This is a genomic window from Janibacter terrae NBRC 107853, from assembly GCF_001591405.1.
GTDB lineage: Bacteria > Actinomycetota > Actinomycetes > Actinomycetales > Dermatophilaceae > Janibacter > Janibacter terrae.
Genome location: NZ_BCUV01000006.1, coordinates 766,679 through 784,948 on the forward strand (window position 1 = coordinate 766,679; position 18,270 = coordinate 784,948).

Below are 18,270 nucleotides of genomic sequence, written 5' to 3' on the forward strand. Positions count from 1 at the left end.
GGTTGCCCCCCAGGGTGCACGGGTCGAGCCGAGGAGGTCAGGTGACGGGTGGGACCACCGCGGTCGCGGACCCTGGGCACGTCCTCTCCGACGCCCAGCGACGACGCGTCCTCGCAGTGCTCCTCGTGGCGATCTTCATGTCGCTCGTCGGGGTGAGCATCGTCAACGTCTCCGTCCCCTCCATCCAGTCAGGTCTGGGAGCCACCGACTCCGACGTCCAGTGGGTCCTGTCCGGCTACGCGCTCACCTTCGGCGTCGTCCTCGTCGCCGCCGGACGGGCCGGCGACCTGCTGGGTCGCGGCGGGGTCTTCATGATCGGCGTCGCGACCTTCACCCTGGCCTCGCTCGCCGCCGGCCTGGCGCCGGACGCCACCTGGCTCAACATCGCCCGCCTCGTCCAGGGAGTCGGGTCGGGCCTGATCAACCCCCAGGGCATCGGCATGATCCAGCAGTACTTCCGCGGCGACGAGCGGGGGCGGGCCTTCGGGCTCTTCGGCAGCACCGTCGGGGTGGCCGTCGGCATCGGTCCGGTGATCGGCGGGCTGCTCATCGGCGCGGGCGGCCCGGAGATCGGGTGGCGCCTGACCTTCCTCATCAACCTGCCGGCCGGGCTGCTCTGCCTCGTGCTGGCCTTCCTGTGGTTCCCGAGGCCCCTGCTCCACCGTCCGACCGGCACGACCCGCGCGGACGGGGTCTGGCGCTCGCTCGACCCGGTGGGGTCACTGCTCCTCGGCCTCGCCGTCCTGGCGACGATGCTCCCCTTCGTCGAGGGGGGCTCCTCGGCCTGGTTCTGGCTCACCCTGCCGGCGGGTCTGGTCCTGGGCTGGGGCTGGGTGCGCTGGGAGCGCCACCACCGCGACCGCGGGCGCAGCCCGATGGTCGACCTGCAGATCTTCACCATCCGCAGCTTCACCCGGGGCAGCATCATCGCGCTGCTCTACTTCCTCGGCATGACGAGCATCTGGGTGCTCGTCGCCCTCTACTTCCAGGTCGGCACGGGCAGGTCCGCGCTGCAGACCGCCCTGGTGGGCGTGCCGGCGGCACTGACGGCCGCGGCGGCCTCGGGATGGGCCGGGCGGCGGGTGGCGCTCCACGGCCACCGAGTCGTCATCGCAGGCCTGGTCCTGGCGCTCCTCGGTGTCCTGACGAGCATCGTCGTCGTGCAGCTGCGGGCGGGTGGGCACCTCAGCGAGTGGTGGCTGGTCGCCAGCCTCGTCCTCGTCGGCGCCGCGCAGGGCTCCGTCATCAGCCCCAACCAGACCCTGGCCCTGGCCGAGGTGCCGCTCGAGTACGCCGGCAGCTCCGGGGCCGTCATGCAGACCGGGCAGCGGATCGGCACCTCCATCGGCATCGCGGTGATCACGTCCGCGGCCTTCGCCGTGCTCGGTGCGAGCGGCAGCTGGACGACCGCGATGAGCGTCGCGCTGGGTCTGATCGCGGTCGTCGTGCTCGTGGCCCTGGCCTTCGCGGTGGGCGACCTGCGTGGCCGCCGTCCCGAGACGGGTCCTCGCGCGTCTAGCTGACCGAGACGTGCACGTGGTCGTAGTGGTTCTGCGTCGGGTCGCCCCGGTCCTCCATCATGTTGGAGCTGCCGTTGGGGTACCAGATGCGCTGCTGCCAGATGATGTACGTGATGTTGAGCTCGCCGGCGTGCTGCTGCAGCCAGGCGTTGACCTGGTCGCCGCGGGCACCGGTCACCATGATGTCGACGGCGCGGCCGCTGCCGTGGTCGCCGGGGTCGCCGGCGCGGTAGCCACCGATGTCGGTCATGTCGGGGAACTGCGTGCGCACGGCCGAGTAGACCTTCTGCGCGTTGGGACCCAGCCCCAGCCCGGCGGCCTCGGAGGCGTAGTTGCTCGTCGTGACCGACCCCGTCTGCGGGGCCTGCGACTCCTCGTCGGCGGTCTGCGTCTCCGGGTCGGCCTCGGGCTGCTCCTGCGGGGCCTCCTCGACCGGCGCCTCCTCGACCGGCGCTTCCTCGGCGGGGGGCTCCTGCGCCGTCTCCTCGGTGTCCGTCGCGGTCTGCGCGACAGGCTCCGGCTTCGGCTTCGGCTTCGGTGCCGGCTTGACGACGGCGTCGACCGCGAGGGCGCCGGAGGCGTCGTGGACCTCGCCGGCGTCGCCGGGCGTGGGGGCCGTGACGGCAGCCGTCGTGCGCGACGCGGAGCGGGAGGGGGCCGACTCGTCGCCCCGTCCGTTAAGGAGGGCCCGGACCTGCGCGGCGGTGGCGTCGGCAGGTGCGGCCGCAGACGCCTGCGGGCCGGTGCCCTGGGCGAAGCTCGGCGCGATGACGAAGGCGCCGGAGCCCAGGACGATGCCGACCCCGGCGACGGCCTTCGCGGCGGCGCGGGCGCCGCTGCTGCCGACCGACGAGGGCAGGGTGCTCATACGGGTCAGCGGTCCGCGGCGGGGGCTGCCGTGCCGGCTGACGTATCGGGTGGTGCTCACAGGGGACCTCTGGGTGGGGATCAGTGGATGACCAAGCGATCGTCGGCAACTGTAACGGCAAATGTCACGATTTGGTAAACCCACGACGAAGGGGGCCGCGCACCCGACGGTGCGCGGCCCCCCTTCGTCGGGAGTGACGGGAGGTCACTTGCCCTTGACGGCCTCCGTGGCCTGCGGGAGGACCTGGAAGAGGTCGCCCACGACACCGAAGTCGACGAGCTCGAAGATCGGGGCCTCCTCGTCCTTGTTGATCGCGACGATCGTCTTGGACGTCTGCATGCCGGCGCGGTGCTGGATCGCACCGGAGATGCCCGCGGCGACGTACAGCTGCGGGGAGACCTGCTTGCCGGTCTGGCCGACCTGCGAGGTGTGCGGGTACCAGCCGGCGTCGACCGCGGCGCGCGAGGCGCCGACGGCGGCACCGAGGGCGTCCGCGAAGGTCTCGACCGGGGCGAAGTCCCCGCCCGTGCCACGACCACCGGAGACGACGATGGCCGCCTCGGTGAGCTCGGGGCGACCGGTGGCCTTCTTCGGCTCGGCGGCCGTGACCTTGGCGGCCTTCGCGCCGTCGGAGATGGTGACGGAGAGCTCCTCGAAGGCACCCGCGCCGTTGGCCTGCTCCGGCGCGGCGGAGTTGGGCTTGACGCAGATGATCGGGGTGCCCTTGGTGACCTTCGCCTGGACGGTGTAGCTGCCAGCGAAGACCGACTGGGTGGTGACCGGCCCGTCAGGACCGGCCTGGACGTCGACGGCGTCGGTGATCAGACCCGACTCGGTCTTGACGGCCAGGCGCGCACCGATCTCCTTGCCGGAGGCGCTGCTCGGGATGAGCACCGCGGCGGGCTGCTTCTCCTGGACCAGCTGCGCGAGGATCTCGGCCTGGGGGGCGACGAGGTGCTCGACCGCGGCCGGGTCGGAGACGGCGTAGATCTTCTCGGCGCCGTAGCGCGCGAGGAGGTCCGTGGCGGTCTCGGCGCCGGGGCCGATGAAGACGGCGGAGGGCTCACCCAGCCGGCGGGCGATGGTCAGCATCTCCGCGGCGGGCTTCTTCACCTCACCGTTTGCGTGGTCGACGAGGACGAGGACTTCAGCCATGTCTATTGCTCCTTGATGTCCGGGTCGTCGATCAGACGAACTTGTTGGTGGTCAGGAACTCGGCGAGCTTCGTGCCGCCGTCACCCTCGTCGGTGACGATCGTGCCCTGCTCGCGCGGGGGACGCTTGGTCGTGGACTCCACGGCGGTCCAGGCGTTGGCGAGGCCGACCTGGCCGGCGTCGACGCCGAGGTCGGCGAGACCCCACTGCTCGACCGGCTTCTTCTTCGCGGCCATGATCCCCTTGAAGGAGGGGTAGCGCGGCTCGTTGATCTGGTCGGTGACCGAGATCAGCGCCGGGAGCGTGGCCTCGACGGTCTCGCTCGCGGTGTCGCCGTCGCGCCGCATGCGGGCGACGCCGCCGTCCACGGTCAGCTCGGAGGCGTACGTGACCTGCGGCAGGCCGAGGCGCTCGGCGAGCATCGCCGGGACGACACCCATGGTGCCGTCGGTGGAGGCCATGCCGGTGAGGACGATGTCCGGCGTACCGATCTTCTTGATCGCCTCGGCGAGGATCAGCGAGGTGGCCAGGGCGTCGGAGCCGGCGATCGCGTCGTCGGAGACGTGCACGCCCTTGTCCGCACCCATCTGGAGGGACTTCTTGACGGCCTCGGCGGCGTTGGCCGGGCCGACGGTCAGCACCGTGACCTCGCCCTCGCCGGCCTCCACCAGCTGCAGGGCCTGCTCGACGGCGTACTCGTCGAGCTCGGACAGCAGACCGTCCACGCCCTCGCGGTCGGTCGTGTTGTCCTCGTTGAATCCGCGGTCGGACTGTGCGTCCGGAACGTACTTCACGCAGACGACGATGTTCATCGGCGAATCGTCCTCTTCCTGGGTGAGGGGGCTGGATACCGGGCGATGCTCCCACCGGTCCCGCTGCGTGCAGCCGGCGGTGCGGGGAGAGTCCCAGTCCGCTCACGCTATCCAGCGGGGTGACCGACCACCAACGCGGGGCAGGGTGCCCTTCGCCACATGTCCCCGGGAGGATCACCCTGCGGCGTTCTCCAGGACGTGGAAGGAGGGCTCCTCGTACGGGTGCGAGGAGCGCAGTGCCGCAACGACATCCGCGCGCAGCGACCTCGGGAAGGTGACCTCTGCGCGGTCCTCGACCACGCGCTCCGGGCGGCCGACGGCACCGATGGTCGGGTTCGCCGTTCCCACGGGGCGGAACCTCCCTTCGCCCCTCACGACGAAGGCGCACTCGCGGTACTCCCCCACCGCACCCGCGCCGACGGCGAAGAGCGCGGCGAGGACCTCCTCGGTCGCGTCGACCGGGATGTGCACGACGAGGACGTCGAGGGGTTCGCGGGCCATGTCACCAGCCCTCCGGCAGGTCGAGCTCGCCGGCGGCCACGGGGACGGGCCGACGGTGCCGGAGGACGCGGGCGGGCACCCCGCCGAGGACGACGAAGGGGGGATGCGCCCCGCGGACGACGGCGCCGGCCCCGACGACGCTGTGGTCGCCGATGTCGGTGCCGCGGGTGATGACGCACTTGGTCCCGACCCACACGTCGTCGCCGACGCGGACCGGGGACTTGACGATGCCCTGGTCCTTGATCGGGGTCGTCAGGTCGGTAGTGACGTGGTCGAAGTCGCAGACGTACACGTCGTCGGCGAAGAGGCAGGCCTCCCCCACCTCGATGTCGAGCCAGGTGTTGAAGGTGTTGCGGATCCCGATGACCGTCTTGGCGCCGATGCGCAGCGTGCCCTCGTGGGCGCGCAGCGCGGACCCCCCGCCGATGTGCGTGTACGCGCCGATGATGAGGCGCGCGGTCCCCGGCGCGACCTGGAGCTGCACGTCCGGGCCGATGAAGCACGGCCCCTCGAAGACGAGGCCAGGGGTGCGGGCGCGGGCCCGGACCATGCGCAGGTAGCCGAGGACGTGGTGGTGGCTCCAGGCCCGGTTGGCGACCACCCACCGGGTCCAGTGCCACCACGTGAGGCGGTCCTGCGCCATCAGTGCGGGCCGGTCACGCCGCGGGCTTGGTGCCCGTGACGCCCACGTTGTAGAAGAAGCGCTGCGGCACGACCCGCCCGAGGGCGGCGTCGACCCGCATCAGGCGCCTCCACGAGCGGTACGCGAAGGAGGCCCAGCCGAAGCCGAGGGCGTCCTCGGCGACCGCGTACTCGAAGGTGCGCACGGGCCAGCCGACGAAGGCGGACAGCAGCTCCTCCGTCGCCGTGCCGACGTGGTCCGCCCCGGCCCGGCGCGCGGTCGCAGCCAGCTCGCGCGGGTCGAAGGTGTGCAGGTCGACGACGGCCTCGAGGGCCGCGGCGCGGGAGGACTCGTCGAGCTCGGCGCGGTCGCGGGCCCACTTGCGGCGCAACGGCGGCAGCCTGCTGGCCCGCGTCGCCGCCTCCCACGTCGCGCGGGAGAGGTGCCGCGCGTACCAGTTCCCGATCGTCGTCGGCTCGCCCGCGATGACGAAGCGCCCGCCGGGCTTGAGCACGCGCACGACCTCCCGCAGCGCCGCCTCGACGTCGGGGACGTGGTGCAGGACCGCGTGGCCGACCACGAGGTCGAAGGTGTCGTCCGCGTGGGGCAGCGCCTCCGCGTCGGCGACGCGTCCCCCGACCGCGAAGCCGAGCCGCTGCGCGTTCTGCTCGGCCGCGGCGACCATGCCCGGGGACAGGTCGCAGACGTGCACCTCGTCGACGAGGCCGGCGAGCTTGAGGTTGAGCGAGAAGAACCCGGTACCGGCGCCGAGCTCGAGCGTGCGCCCGAAGGGGATGGCCTCCCCCTTCGCCGGGGACGAGGTCAGCACGTGCAGGAAGCGGTCACGCACGATGCTCGTGCACCGCTCGTCGAAGCTGATCGACCACTTCTCGTCGTAGGTCTGCGCCTCCCAGTCGTGGTAGAGCACCTGGGCGAGCTTGTTGTCCTGCCAGGCGGCCTCGACCTGCTCCGCGCTGGCCGTCCCGCTCGGGCTCGGACCCATCAGACCCCCTCGAAGGTGGCCTTGCCGGGACCGTCGTCCATGAAGCTGCGCATGCCGGACTTCTGGTCCTGCGTCGCGAAGAGCGCGCTGAAGAGCTGCGCCTCGATGCCCAGGCCCGTGCCGAGGTCGACCTCGAGCCCCCTGTCGACGGCCTCCTTGGCCGCGCGGAGCGCCTGGGCGGGACCGCCGACGAAGGGGGCGACCTTGCGCCGGGCGGCCTCGAGGACCTCCGCGGCGGGGACGACCTCGTCGGCGAGACCGATCTCGAGGGCCTCGGCGGCGGAGACCATCCGACCGGTGAAGATCAGCTCCTTGGCCCGGGCCGGGCCGACGAGACGCGGCAGGCGCTGGGTGCCGCCGGCGCCGGGGATGATGCCCAGGGTGATCTCGGGCAGGCCGAGCTTGGCGTTGTCGGCGACGACGCGGAAGTCGCAGCACAGCGCCGTCTCGAGACCGCCACCGAGCGCGAACCCGGTGATCGCGGCGACGGTCGGCTTGGGGATCGCGGCGAGCGCCTGCGAGAAGCGCTGCAGCAGGCGGACGTGGGCGGCCATGTCCGGGTAGGACATCTCCGCCATCTCCTTGATGTCGGCGCCGGCGGCGAAGACGCGCTCGCCGCCCCAGACGATGACCGCCGAGACGTCGGTGCGGGTGGAGACCTCCTCGGCGACCTCGACGAGACGCTGCTGCATCTGCGCGTCGAGGGCGTTCATCTTCGGCCGGTCGAGGACGATCGTGGCGATGCCGTCGGCGACCTCGAGGCGGACGACCTCGCTCATGCCTGCGGCTCGCCGTCGCCGGCGGTCCCGTCCTCGAGCTCCTGGCCCGTGGCGCGCTGGTGCCACAGCTGCACACCCTGCAGGACGAGCGGGAGGGCCAGGCCGAGCAGCCCGCGGATGTCGGCGCCGCGCGGGAGGATGTGCTCGCTCGTCACGAGCAGGGTGTCGCCGGCGACGGCGGCCTTGACGAGGTTGAAGGCGACGTTGAGGTCGTTGCTGACCTGCAGGCGCTCCATCGGGTCGGTGGGCACGGGGTCCTCGAGGGCCCACTGGCCGAAGACGCGCAGCACGTTGGACTCGTCGTCCGCGCAGCGGATGAACATCTGCTGCTCGGAGAAGATGAAGGCCACGTCGCCCTCGTCGTCGATGCGGGTCTCCAGACCCAGGTCACCCAGGGCGTCGACGACGCGGTCGCGCAGCGGGGCCTCGGGCTCCGGCTGGTCGGCGTCGTTGGTGGGTGTGGGGCCGAAGTTGGGGAGGGCGGTGGGATCGCTCATGCCGCCACGCTACCCAACTGCTTACGCTGTGGGCCATGTCGACCACTGCCGTCCAGGCACTCCCCCATCTCCCGCAGCCCGGCGTCCGGCCCGTGGAGGGCGGCGTCGAGGTCGCGGTCCACGCCGCCTCCGCGACCGCCGTGTGGCTGTGCACCTTCGACGACGAAGGGGGTGAGACCCGCCACGCGCTGCCGGCCACCGGTGACGGGTGGTGGGCCGGGCTGGTCCCGGACGTCACCCCCGGGACGCGCTACGGGCTGCGCGCCGACGGCCCGTGGGACCCGCCGGCGGGCCTGCGCTACAACCCCGCCAAGCTGCTCCTCGACCCGTGGGCCCGCGCGATCGAGGGCGCCGTGGACTACCGGCCCGAGGTCTTCGGGCACGTCCTCGAGGGCGACGCCGAGGTGCCGACGCGCTCGGAGGCCGACTCCGCCCCCTTCGTCCCGCGCAGCGTCGTGCTCGACACGAGCTTCGACTGGGGCGACGATGCTCCCCCGGCGGTCCCCCGTGACGAGCGCGTCGTCTACGAGGCGCACGTGCGCGAGCTGACGATGCTGCTCGAGGACGTCCCCGAGCACCTGCGCGGGACGTACGCCGGCGTGTGCCACCCGGCGACCGTCGAGCACCTGAGGCGCACCGGCGTGACGACGGTCGAGCTGCTGCCCGTGCACGCCTTCGCCGACGAGCCGCACCTCGTCGACCTGGGGCTGACCAACCACTGGGGCTACAACACGATGGGCTTCTTCGCCCCCCACGCCCCGTACGCGAGCAGCGAGGACCCGCACGAGGTGCTGCGCGAGTTCAAGGGCATGGTCAAGGAGCTCCACGCCGCCGGCCTCGAGGTGCTCCTCGACGTCGTCTACAACCACACCGCCGAGCAGAGCACCGACGGCGCCACGCTGTGCTGGCGCGGCCTGGAGGCGCCGACCTGGTACCGCCTCGACGAGGACGGTCACGACGTCGACGTCACCGGCTGCGGCAACACGCTCGACCTCACCGAGCCGCTCGTGCTCGACATGGTCCTCGACTCGCTGCGCTACTGGGTCACCGAGTGCCACGTCGACGGGTTCCGCTACGACCTCGCGGTGGCGCTCGCCCGCGGCGAGGACCTCGGGTACACGCCCGACCACCCCTTCCTCGTCGCGCTGCGCGAGGACCCCGTGCTCTCGCAGGTGCTGCACGTCGCCGAGCCGTGGGACCTCGGGCCCGACGGCTGGCGCACCGGGCAGTTCCCCGGGGCGTGGGCGGAGTGGAACGACCGGTTCCGCGACACCGCGCGCGACTTCTGGGTCGCCGGGTCGGGCGCGCTCTCCCGCGGCGAGGAGCCCGGGCCGGGCGTGCGCGAGATCGCGACCCGGCTCGTCGGCAGCCGGGACCTCTTCGGCGACCGGACGCCGCTGTCGTCGATGGGCTTCGTCACCGCCCACGACGGGTTCACCCTCGCCGACCTCGTCGCCTACGACCAGAAGCACAACGAGGCGAACGGCGAGGACAACCGCGACGGCAACGACCACAACCGCTCGTGGAACCACGGAGCGGAGGGACCGACCGACGACGTCGTCATCGGCATCGCGCGCCGACGCTCCTCGCGCAACGTCATCGGGACGCTGCTCCTGTCGGCCGGCGTCCCGATGATCTCCTCGGGCGACGAGATCGGCCGCACCCACGGGGGCAACAACAACCCGTACTGCCAGGACAACGAGATGAGCTGGCTGCACTGGGACCTCGACGAGGAGCGCACGGACCTGCTCGCGACCGTCGCGCACCTCACGGCGCTGCGTCGCGAGGTGCCCGTCCTGCGCGACCACGACGAGTCGGTCCTCGGCTGGTGGGACGAGACGGGCGAGCCGATGACGGAGGAGACCTGGGCCCAGGACGAGCGCCGCACCCTCCAGCTCACCCTCGAGGGCGAGCCCTCCGCCCTGCTCGTCCTGCACGGGGGCCTCGACGAGATCGAGGTGACCCTCCCCGGCGAGCCCGGCTGGACCCTGCGCTGGGACAGCGCCTGGGAACGACCCGAGGACGGACGCGAGTCGCAGTCCGAGGGCCGCGGTGACGAGCCCGAGACCCTCACCCCGCTCAGCCTGCGCCTGTACACGCGCTGACCGGCAGAGGGTCACGTCGTGCAGCACCGGAGCGCTCTTGGTGCACGACGTGACCCTCTGCGAAGGGGGACGAGGGGTCAGGCGTTGGCCACCAGCCCCATGCTGGCGGGGAAGGCGATGAGCTCGTGCCGGGGCAGGACGCGCACGGTCCAGCCGAACTGGCCGGTGCGCTCGATGGGGACCCGGCCGGAGAACTTGGCCTTGCCGTCCTCGTAGGACTCGACGACGTCGAGCGAGGTCGCGTCCCACTCGACGAGGTCGTCCGTGCCGAGGGCGACGCGGCCGGCGATCACCTGGACGTCGACCTCGTGCGGGGCCAGGCCGTCGAGCGCGACGTAGGCGTCGACGCTCAGCAGCTCGCCGACGAGGGGGCTGTCGGAGACCCCGGAGCCCTCGACGTGGTCGACCCGGACCGCGGGCCAGCCGGCCCGCACGCGCGCCTTGTAGTCGGCGAGCGCCTTGGCCCCCGCGTGGTCCTCGGCGTTGACGCGCGCGTTGTGCCTGGCGGCCGGGGCGTAGAGCTGCTCGGTGTAGTCACGCACCATGCGGGTGGCCAGGACCTTGGGCCCGAGCGTGGTGAGCGTGTGCCGCAGCATCGAGAGCCAGTGCTGCGGGAGGCCCTGCTCGTCGACGTCGTAGAACCGCGGCGCGACCTCGTGCTCGATGAGGTCGTAGAGGGCCGCGGCCTCGATGTCGTCGCGACGGCCCTCGTCGGCCACGCCGTCGGCCGTCGGGATGGCCCAGCCGTTCTCGCCGTCGAACCACTCGTCCCACCACCCGTCGAGGATGGAGAGGTTGAGCCCGCCGTTGAGGGCGGCCTTCATGCCCGAGGTGCCGCACGCCTCGAAGGGACGCAGCGGGTTGTTGAGCCAGACGTCGCAGCCGGGGTACAGCGTGCGGGCCATGGCGATGTCGTAGTTGGGCAGGAAGACGATGCGGTGGCGCACGTCGTGCTGGTCGGCGAAGTGCACCATCTGCTGGATGAGCTGCTTGCCGGTCTCGTCGGCGGGGTGCGACTTGCCGGCGATGACGAGCTGGATCGGCCGCTCGGGGTGGAGCAGCAGCGCCTTGAGCCGCTCGGGGTCGCGCAGCATGAGGGTGAGGCGCTTGTAGGTCGGCACCCGTCGGGCGAAGCCGATCGTCAGCACCTCGGGGTCGAGCACGCCGTCGGTCCAGCCGAGCTCGGCGTCGGTCGCCCCGCGCTTGGCCCAGCTGGAGCGCAGGCGTGCCCGGGCGTCCTCGACGAGCCGCGCGCGCATCTGCGCCTTGGCCGCCCAGATGTCCGCGCCCGGCACGGCCGGGATCGAGTCCCAGCGGTCGGAGGCCTCGACGTCGCGGCCGCCGAGGTGCTGCGCGGCGATGTCGTAGACGGTGTCGTCGACCCAGGTGGGGGCGTGGACGCCGTTGGTGATCGAGGTGATCGGCACCTCGTCGTCGTCGAAGCCCGGCCACAGCCCGTCAAACATCTCGCGGGAGACGTGGCCGTGCAGCTGGGAGACGCCGTTGGCGCGCACGGCGAGCCGCAGCCCCATGACGGCCATGTTGAACATGTCGGGCGAACCGCCCTCGTAGGTCTCGGCGCCGAGCTCGCGCAGCTTGTCCAGCGGCACGCCGGGCAGCTCCTGCGACCCGCCGAAGTAGCGCTCGAGCAGGTCCGTGCCGAAGCGGTCGATGCCGGCGGGCACGGGCGTGTGAGTCGTGAACACGGTCCCGGCGCGGGAGGCCTCGGTCGCCTCGTCGAAGGTCATGCCGGCGGACTGGGTGAACTCGCTGATCCGCTCGATCCCCAGGAATCCGGCGTGGCCCTCGTTGGTGTGGAAGACCTCGGGCTCGGGCGCCCCGGTGAGCCGCGACCACAGGCGCAGTGCGCGCACGCCGCCGATGCCGAGGAGCATCTCCTGCTGCAGCCGCTGCTCGCCGCCACCGCCGTAGAGGCGCTCGGTGACCGCCCGCATCGAGTCGTCGTTGCCGGGCACGTCGGAGTCGAGGAGGAGCAGCGGCACGCGGCCGACCTGGGCCCGCCACACGTGCGCGCGAAGGGAGCCGCCCCCGGGCATCGCGACCGTCACGACGCAGGGGGTGTCGTCCTCCTCGCGCAGCAGGTGCAGGGGCAGGCCCTGCGGGTCCAGGACCGGGTAGGTCTCCTGCTGCCAGCCCTCGTGGTTGAGGCTCTGCTTGAAGTAACCGGTCTTGTAGAACAGGCCGACGCCGACGATCGGCACCCCGAGGTCCGAGGCCGCCTTGAGGTGGTCGCCGGCGAGGATCCCGAGACCGCCGGAGTACTGCGGCAGCACCTCGGTGATGCCGTACTCGGGGCTGAAGTAGGCGATGGAGGCCGGCAGCCCGTCGCCCGCGTCCTGGTACCAGCGTCGCGAGGAGAGGTACTCGTCGAGGTCGGCCTTGGCGGCCGCCACCCGCGCGACGAGGTCGCGGTCGGTGGCGAGCTCCTCGAGCTCGGTCGAGGAGTAGGTGGACAGGAGGCGGACGGGGTCGCGGTTGACCTCCGTCCACCGCTGCGGGTCGAGCTCGGCGAAGAGCCGGCGGGTGGGCGAGTGCCAGCTCCACCTCAGGTTCATCGCGAGGTCGCCTAGGGCGGAGATCGGTTCGGGCAGGGCGGTGCGGACACTGAAACGTCGGATGGCCTTCACCCAGACCATCTTGGGGGTTATCGCGGCGGCACGCCAACTGCCGAGCGGTGACCTCGCGGGTAACGTGGCCGAGGTGAGCACCGACTTCACCGTCGTCCCGTCCGCCCCGACCCGCGTCCCCACCTCGACGCCACCCCAGCAGCCGCTCGGCCGCATCCCCGTGAGCGACGTGCGCCCGTGCGTCGACCACGGCGCCCGGCCGGCGAAGTCCGTCGTCGGCGAGCCCTTCACCGTCTCCGCCGAGGTCTTCCGCGAGGGCCACGACGCGGTCGGCGCGACGATCGTCCTCACCGACCCGGACGGCGTCGAGCGCCACCTGCCCATGACGTGCACCAACCCGGGTCTGAGCATCTGGGAGGGTGAGGTGGTCGCCGACCGCGAGGGCCTGTGGGCCTACCGGGTCGAGGGCTGGTCGGACCCGTGGGGGACCTGGGTGCACGACGCGACGATCAAGATCGCCGCCGCGATCGACACCGACCTGATGCGCGCCGAGGGTGCCCTCGTCCTCGACCGGGCCGCCGCGGAGCGGACGAGGGACGAAGGGGGGCGCTCCACCCTTCGCTCCGCCGCCGCGATCCTGCGCGACCTCGACGGTCACCACGCCAGCGCCGCCCTGCACCTCGTGACGACCGGGTCCGCTGCCGCCGAGCTCGCCGCGCGTCCCCTGCGCGAGCTCGTGACGCCCGGCACCGACCTGTCGCTGCTCGTCGAGCGCGAGCTGGCGCTCTTCGGCTCCTGGTACGAGATCTTCCCGCGCAGCGAGGGCGCCCGGCTCGACCCGGACACCGGCCGGTGGGTCTCCGGGACCCTGCGCACCGCCGCGCAGCGCCTGCCCGCGATCGCCGAGATGGGCTTCGACGTCGTCTACCTGACGCCGATCCACCCGATCGGCACGACCGCACGCAAGGGACCCAACAACACGCTCGGCGCCGGCCCCGACGACCCGGGTTCGCCGTACGCCATCGGCTCCCCGGACGGTGGGCACGACGCGATCCACCCCGACCTCGGGACCTTCGCCGACTTCGACGCCTTCGTCGCCGACGCGAGGAGGCTGGGGCTGGAGGTCGCGCTCGACCTCGCGCTGCAGTGCTCGCCCGACCACCCGTGGGTCACCGAGCACCCCGAGTGGTTCACCACACGGGCCGACGGCACGATCGCCTACGCCGAGAACCCGCCGAAGAAGTACCAGGACATCTACCCGGTGAACTTCGACAGGGACCCCGCCGGCGTCTACGCCGAGGTGCGCCGGGTCGTGCAGGTGTGGATCGACCACGGGGTGACGCTCTTCCGCGTCGACAACCCGCACACCAAGCCGGTCGAGTTCTGGCAGTGGCTGATCCAGGACGTGGCGCGGGAGCACCCCGAGGTCATCTGGCTGTCGGAGGCCTTCACCAAGCCGGCGATGATGCACACGCTCGCCAAGGTCGGGTTCCAGCAGAGCTACACGTACTACGCGTGGCGCAACACGGTGCCCGAGCTCGTCGAGTACGGCACCGAGGTCGCCGGCGAGGCCGCGGCGTACATGCGCCCGAGCTTCTGGCCGACGACGCACGACATCCTCACGCCGTACCTGCAGTTCGGCGGACCGGCCGCGTGGAAGGTGCGCGCCGCGCTCGCCGCGACGATGGTCCCGACGTGGGGCGTCTACGCCGGGTACGAGCTCATGGAGCACGTCGCCCGCCCGGGCGCCGAGGAGCAGATCGACAACGAGAAGTACGAGTTCAAGGACCGTCGCTGGGACGAGGTCGCCGCGTCCGGCGGCTCGCTCGCGGGCTGGCTGACGATGCTCAACCGGGTGCGGCGCGAGCACCCCGGCCTCCAGCTGCTGCGCAACCTCACCTTCCACCACGTCGACGACGAGAACCTGCTGGCCTTCTCCAAGTCGCGCACGCTGCCCGACGGTCGCACCGACACCGTCATCGTCGTGGCCAACGTCGACCCGCACTCGACCCGCGAGTCCACGCTGCGCCTCGACATGGCGGCGCTCGGCATGGACTGGGCCGACCGCTTCGAGGTCGAGGACCACGTGACCGGCGAGCGCTGGCACTGGGGCGAGGCGAACTACGTGCGCGTCGGCGCCGAGGCCGAGCCGGTCCACATCGTCTCGGTGGTGAGCAGCTGATGGCGACGATCCACGACGCGGTGCTGCGCCCGGACAAGGTCGAGCTCGTCACCGCGTGGATGGGTGGCCAGCGCTGGTACGTCGGCGCCGGGCGGCGTCCCCGGCTCACCCGGCTCGACTCGTGGCGCCTGGACGACCCGGCCGGCGAGGTGGGCATCGAGACGATCGCCTTCCTCGACGAGTCCGGCACGACGCCGGTCGTCTACCAGGTCCCCCTCACCTACCGCGGTGCCCCGCTCGAGGGTGCCGAGGCGGCCCTCGTCGGCGAGATGGAGCACTCGGTCCTCGGCCACCGCTGGGTCTACGACGCACCGCACGACCCGGTGTACGTCGCCCAGCTGCTCCGGCTCGTCCGCGGCCAGGTCGCCGCCCAGGCGGGCTCGGTCTCCGACACCGTCGACCCCGACGTCGTCGGGGCGCCGCACCCGGCGTGGCAGGACGACCCGGTCGTCGCGACGAGCCGGGTGCTCGTCGGCGAGCAGAGCAACACCTCGATCATCGTCACCCCGGAGCCCGGCACCGGCGCCCCGGTGATCATCAAGGTCTTCCGCACCCTCTCCCCCGGCGAGAACCCCGACATCACGCTGCAGGGCGCGCTCGCGGCGAGCCACTCCCCCTTCGTCCCGGCGAGCGTGGGCCATGTGGCCGGCGCCTGGCAGCGCCCCGACGGCAGCGGGCGCGACCTCGGCCAGGTCGTCTTCGCGCAGGAGTACCTCGAGGGCGCGACCGACGCGTGGCGCGTGGCGCTGCGGCAGGCCGCCGAGGGCGAGGACTTCTCACCGCGAGCCCGCGAGCTCGGCCGGGTGCTGGCGCGCGTCCACGAGGACCTCGCGCGGGCCCTGCCGTGCGTGCCCGCCGACCGCGACGTCGTCGAGCAGCACGTGGGCTCGATGCGCCGCCGCTCCGCGCGGGCCATGAGCGAGGTGCCCGCGCTCGCTGCCCACCAGGCAGCGGTCGAGCACGTGCTCGATCGCGCGCTCGAGGCGGACTGGCCCGCGCTGCAACGCATCCACGGCGACCTGCACCTGGGCCAGGTGCTCGACGTCCCCGACCGCGGGTGGGTGCTCATCGACTTCGAGGGTGAGCCCTTGCGGCCGCTGGCCGAGCGCAACGACGTGGACTCCCCCCTTCGCGATGTCGCCGGTGTCCTGCGCTCCATCGACTACGTCGTCGGCACCGTCGCCCGGACCCACCCCGGCGTCGACGCCGGGCCGTGGGGCCGGGCCGCGCAGACCGCCTTCCTCGACGGCTACGCCGAGGTCGGCACCGATCCCCGCACGCACGGCGCGCTGCTCACCGCCCACGTCCTCGACAAGGCCCTCTACGAGGTCGTCTACGAGGCCCACCATCGGCCGGGGTGGCTCGCGCTGCCCACGGCCGCCGTCGAAGCACTGGTCCGGGAGGTCCCGTCATGACACCCGTCCCCGAGTCCGCCCTGCCGGGCGCCCTGTGGGCCGTGGCCAACGGCCGCAGCGCCCAGCCCCACGACGTCCTCGGCCAGCACGTCGAGGCCGCCGGCCTGCGCGTGCGGGTCCGGCGACCGCTCGCCACCCGCGTGCGGGTGCGCTTCGAGGACGACGTCGTGGTCGACCTCGAGCACGAGCGGGACGGGATCTTCTCCGGCGTGCGTACCGATGCGAGCCGCACGATGGACTACCGCGTGCTCACCACGTGGGAGGACGGCGTCGAGCACCTCGGCGACGACCCGTACCGCTTCGCCCCGACGCTCGGCGAGGTCGACCTGCACCTCGTCGGCGAGGGTCGCCACGAGCAGCTGTGGACCGTGCTCGGTGCGCACCTGCGCTCCTACGACGGGCCGATGGGCACGGTCACCGGTGTCTCCTTCGCCGTGTGGGCGCCGCGGGCCAAGGCCGTGCACGTCATCGGTGACTTCAACGGCTGGGACGAGTCGCTGCTGCCCATGAGGCTGCTCGGCGACTCCGGCGTCTGGGAGCTCTTCGTCCCGGGGGTGGACCTCGGCGACGTCTACAAGTTCGCCGTGCGCGGCGCCGACGACGTGCTGCGGCACAAGGCCGACCCGATGGCCCGCCTCGCCGAGACCGCCCCCGCGACCGGCTCGGTGGTCACCGGCTCGACGTACACCTGGCGCGACGACGCGTGGCTGGCCGAGCGCGCCCAGCGCGACCCGCACGACCAGCGGATGAGCATCTACGAGGTGCACCCCGGGTCCTGGCGCCCCGGCCTCGGGTGGCGCGGCCTGGCCGACGAGCTCGTCGAGTACGTGCGCGAGCACGGCTTCACGCACGTCGAGCTCATGCCGGTCATGGACCACCCGTACCCGCCGTCGTGGGGCTACCACGTGACGAGCTACTTCGCGCCCAACTCGCGCTTCGGCTCCCCGGACGACCTGCGCCACCTCGTCGACGAGCTGCACGCGGCCGGCATCGGGGTCATCCTCGACTGGGTGCCGGGGCACTTCGCCACCGACGAGTGGGCGCTCGTGCGCTTCGACGGGCTGCCGCTGTACGAGCACCCGGACCCGCGGCGCGGGTGGCAGCCCGACTGGGGCAGCTACGTGTTCGACTTCGGGCGACCCGAGGTGCGCAACTTCCTCGTGGCCAACGCGCTGTACTGGCTCGAGGAGTTCCACGTCGACGGGCTGCGCGTGGACGGCGTCGCCTCGATGCTCTACCTCGACTACTCGCGCCGGGACGGCGAGTGGATCCCCAACCACCACGGTGGCCGGGAGAACCTCGAGGCCGTCGCCCTCCTCCAGGAGGTCAACGCCACCGCCTACCGCCGCTCCCCCGGCATCGTCACCGTCGCCGAGGAGTCGACCGCCTGGCCGGGCGTGACGGCCCCGACGCACGAGGGCGGTCTGGGCTTCGGGCTGAAGTGGAACATGGGCTGGATGAACGACGCCCTGCGCTACCTGGGCGAGGACCCGGTCAACCGGCAGCACCACCACCAGCTGCTGAGCTTCGCGATGATGTACGCGTACGCCGAGAGCTACCTGCTGCCGATCAGCCACGACGAGGTCGTGCACGGCAAGGGGTCGATGCCCTACAAGATCCCGGGCGAGGACGACCAGCGGTTCGCGACCCTGCGCGCCTTCTACGCCTACCAGTGGGCCTTCCCGGGCAAGCAGCTGCTCTTCATGGGCACCGAGTTCGGCCAGACGAGCGAGTGGTCCGAGAGCCGGTCGCTCGACTGGTACCTGCTCGAGCACGCGCCGCACCGGCGGCTGCTCGACCTCGTCGGGGGGCTCAACGCCTTCGCGGAGCAGCACCCCGCGATGTGGGCGCTCGACGCGGAGCCGGCGGGGTTCCGCTGGCTCGACGCCGACGACAACCAGGGCAACACCGTCTCCTTCCTGCGCTTCGGGCAGGCGGACGGCTCCGGCGACGTGGTCGCCGTGGTCGTGAACTTCGGCGGGTCCGACCGTGCCCCCCTTCGCATCGGTGTGCCGAAGGGGGGTCGCTGGGTGGTCGGTCTCGACACCTCGGGCTACGACGCCGCCGGCTCACCGAGCCAGGCGGGTGTCGTCATCGAGGCGCAGGAGCGACCCTGGCAGGACCAGCCGTGGTCGCTCGAGGTGCGGGTGGCCGCGCTCTCGGCGGTCTACCTCACCCCTGCGGGGGCCCCGACTCGCCCCTGACGCCCTCCTGAACCGCCCGG

14 protein-coding genes are annotated in these 18,270 nt (G+C 72.4%); 5 read left to right on the plus strand and 9 right to left on the minus strand.

What is annotated here, in order from left to right:
• Positions 1–41: 41 nt before the first annotated feature.
• Positions 42–1,523 (plus strand): MFS transporter, encoded by a 1,482-nt coding sequence (locus JT1_RS08985; RefSeq protein WP_068325233.1) that lies wholly within the window; start codon positions 42–44, stop codon positions 1,521–1,523.
• On the opposite strand, the gene JT1_RS18915 is transcribed toward JT1_RS08985, so the two are convergent.
• The 8 genes from JT1_RS18915 to JT1_RS09025 all read right to left on the minus strand — a co-directional run bounded on the left by JT1_RS18915 (position 1,516) and on the right by JT1_RS09025 (position 7,756).
• A complete protein-coding gene (locus tag JT1_RS18915) occupies positions 1,516–2,448 on the minus strand; it encodes a VldE C-terminal domain-containing protein (protein WP_169701925.1) in 933 nt (310 codons plus the stop codon). The two genes, JT1_RS08985 and JT1_RS18915, sit on opposite strands and share 8 nt — an antisense overlap.
• A gap of 144 nt (positions 2,449–2,592) precedes the next feature.
• Positions 2,593–3,543, minus strand: a complete 951-nt coding sequence (locus tag JT1_RS08995) for an electron transfer flavoprotein subunit alpha/FixB family protein (RefSeq protein WP_068325235.1) — start codon at positions 3,541–3,543, stop codon at positions 2,593–2,595.
• A gap of 31 nt (positions 3,544–3,574) precedes the next feature.
• A complete protein-coding gene (locus JT1_RS09000) occupies positions 3,575–4,354 on the minus strand; it encodes an electron transfer flavoprotein subunit beta/FixA family protein (RefSeq protein WP_068325236.1) in 780 nt (259 codons plus the stop codon).
• Between the two features lie 174 nt (positions 4,355–4,528).
• The gene (locus JT1_RS09005) at positions 4,529–4,855 is read right to left on the minus strand and encodes a YqfO family protein (RefSeq protein WP_068325237.1); all 327 of its coding nucleotides are present in this window, start codon (positions 4,853–4,855) and stop codon (positions 4,529–4,531) included.
• Position 4,856: 1 nt separating this feature from the next.
• Complete coding sequence (locus tag JT1_RS09010) at positions 4,857–5,498, minus strand: acyltransferase (protein WP_068325238.1); 642 nt, start codon at positions 5,496–5,498, stop codon at positions 4,857–4,859.
• Between the two features lie 13 nt (positions 5,499–5,511).
• Positions 5,512–6,480, minus strand: a complete 969-nt coding sequence (locus tag JT1_RS09015; RefSeq protein ID WP_068325239.1) for a class I SAM-dependent methyltransferase — start codon at positions 6,478–6,480, stop codon at positions 5,512–5,514.
• Entirely contained in the window at positions 6,480–7,259 is a 780-nt protein-coding gene (locus JT1_RS09020; RefSeq protein WP_068325240.1) for an enoyl-CoA hydratase/isomerase family protein, read from the minus strand. Before JT1_RS09020 ends, JT1_RS09015 begins: the two co-directional genes overlap by 1 nt.
• Complete coding sequence (locus JT1_RS09025) at positions 7,256–7,756, minus strand: T3SS (YopN, CesT) and YbjN peptide-binding chaperone 1 (protein ID WP_068325241.1); 501 nt, start codon at positions 7,754–7,756, stop codon at positions 7,256–7,258. Before JT1_RS09025 ends, JT1_RS09020 begins: the two co-directional genes overlap by 4 nt.
• Before the next feature lie 35 nt (positions 7,757–7,791).
• Between JT1_RS09025 and glgX the strand changes: the two genes are divergently transcribed.
• On the plus strand, positions 7,792–9,861 hold the full coding sequence (gene glgX / locus JT1_RS09030) for a glycogen debranching protein GlgX (RefSeq protein ID WP_068325242.1): 2,070 nt from the start codon (positions 7,792–7,794) through the stop codon (positions 9,859–9,861).
• Between the two features lie 77 nt (positions 9,862–9,938).
• On the opposite strand, the gene glgP is transcribed toward glgX, so the two are convergent.
• Complete coding sequence (gene glgP, locus JT1_RS09035) at positions 9,939–12,509, minus strand: alpha-glucan family phosphorylase (protein ID WP_068325519.1); 2,571 nt, start codon at positions 12,507–12,509, stop codon at positions 9,939–9,941.
• 73 nt (positions 12,510–12,582) lie between these two features.
• Between glgP and JT1_RS09040 the strand changes: the two genes are divergently transcribed.
• The 3 genes from JT1_RS09040 to glgB are packed head-to-tail and all read left to right on the plus strand — an operon-like array spanning position 12,583 to position 18,250.
• Positions 12,583–14,631: an alpha-1,4-glucan--maltose-1-phosphate maltosyltransferase gene (locus tag JT1_RS09040; RefSeq protein ID WP_068325243.1), complete on the plus strand. Its 2,049-nt coding sequence runs from the start codon at positions 12,583–12,585 to the stop codon at positions 14,629–14,631.
• Entirely contained in the window at positions 14,631–16,046 is a 1,416-nt protein-coding gene (locus JT1_RS09045; RefSeq protein ID WP_068325244.1) for a maltokinase N-terminal cap-like domain-containing protein, read from the plus strand. Before JT1_RS09040 ends, JT1_RS09045 begins: the two co-directional genes overlap by 1 nt.
• Positions 16,043–18,250, plus strand: a complete 2,208-nt coding sequence (glgB, locus tag JT1_RS09050) for a 1,4-alpha-glucan branching protein GlgB (RefSeq protein ID WP_068325245.1) — start codon at positions 16,043–16,045, stop codon at positions 18,248–18,250. Before JT1_RS09045 ends, glgB begins: the two co-directional genes overlap by 4 nt.
• Positions 18,251–18,270 lie beyond the last annotated feature (20 nt).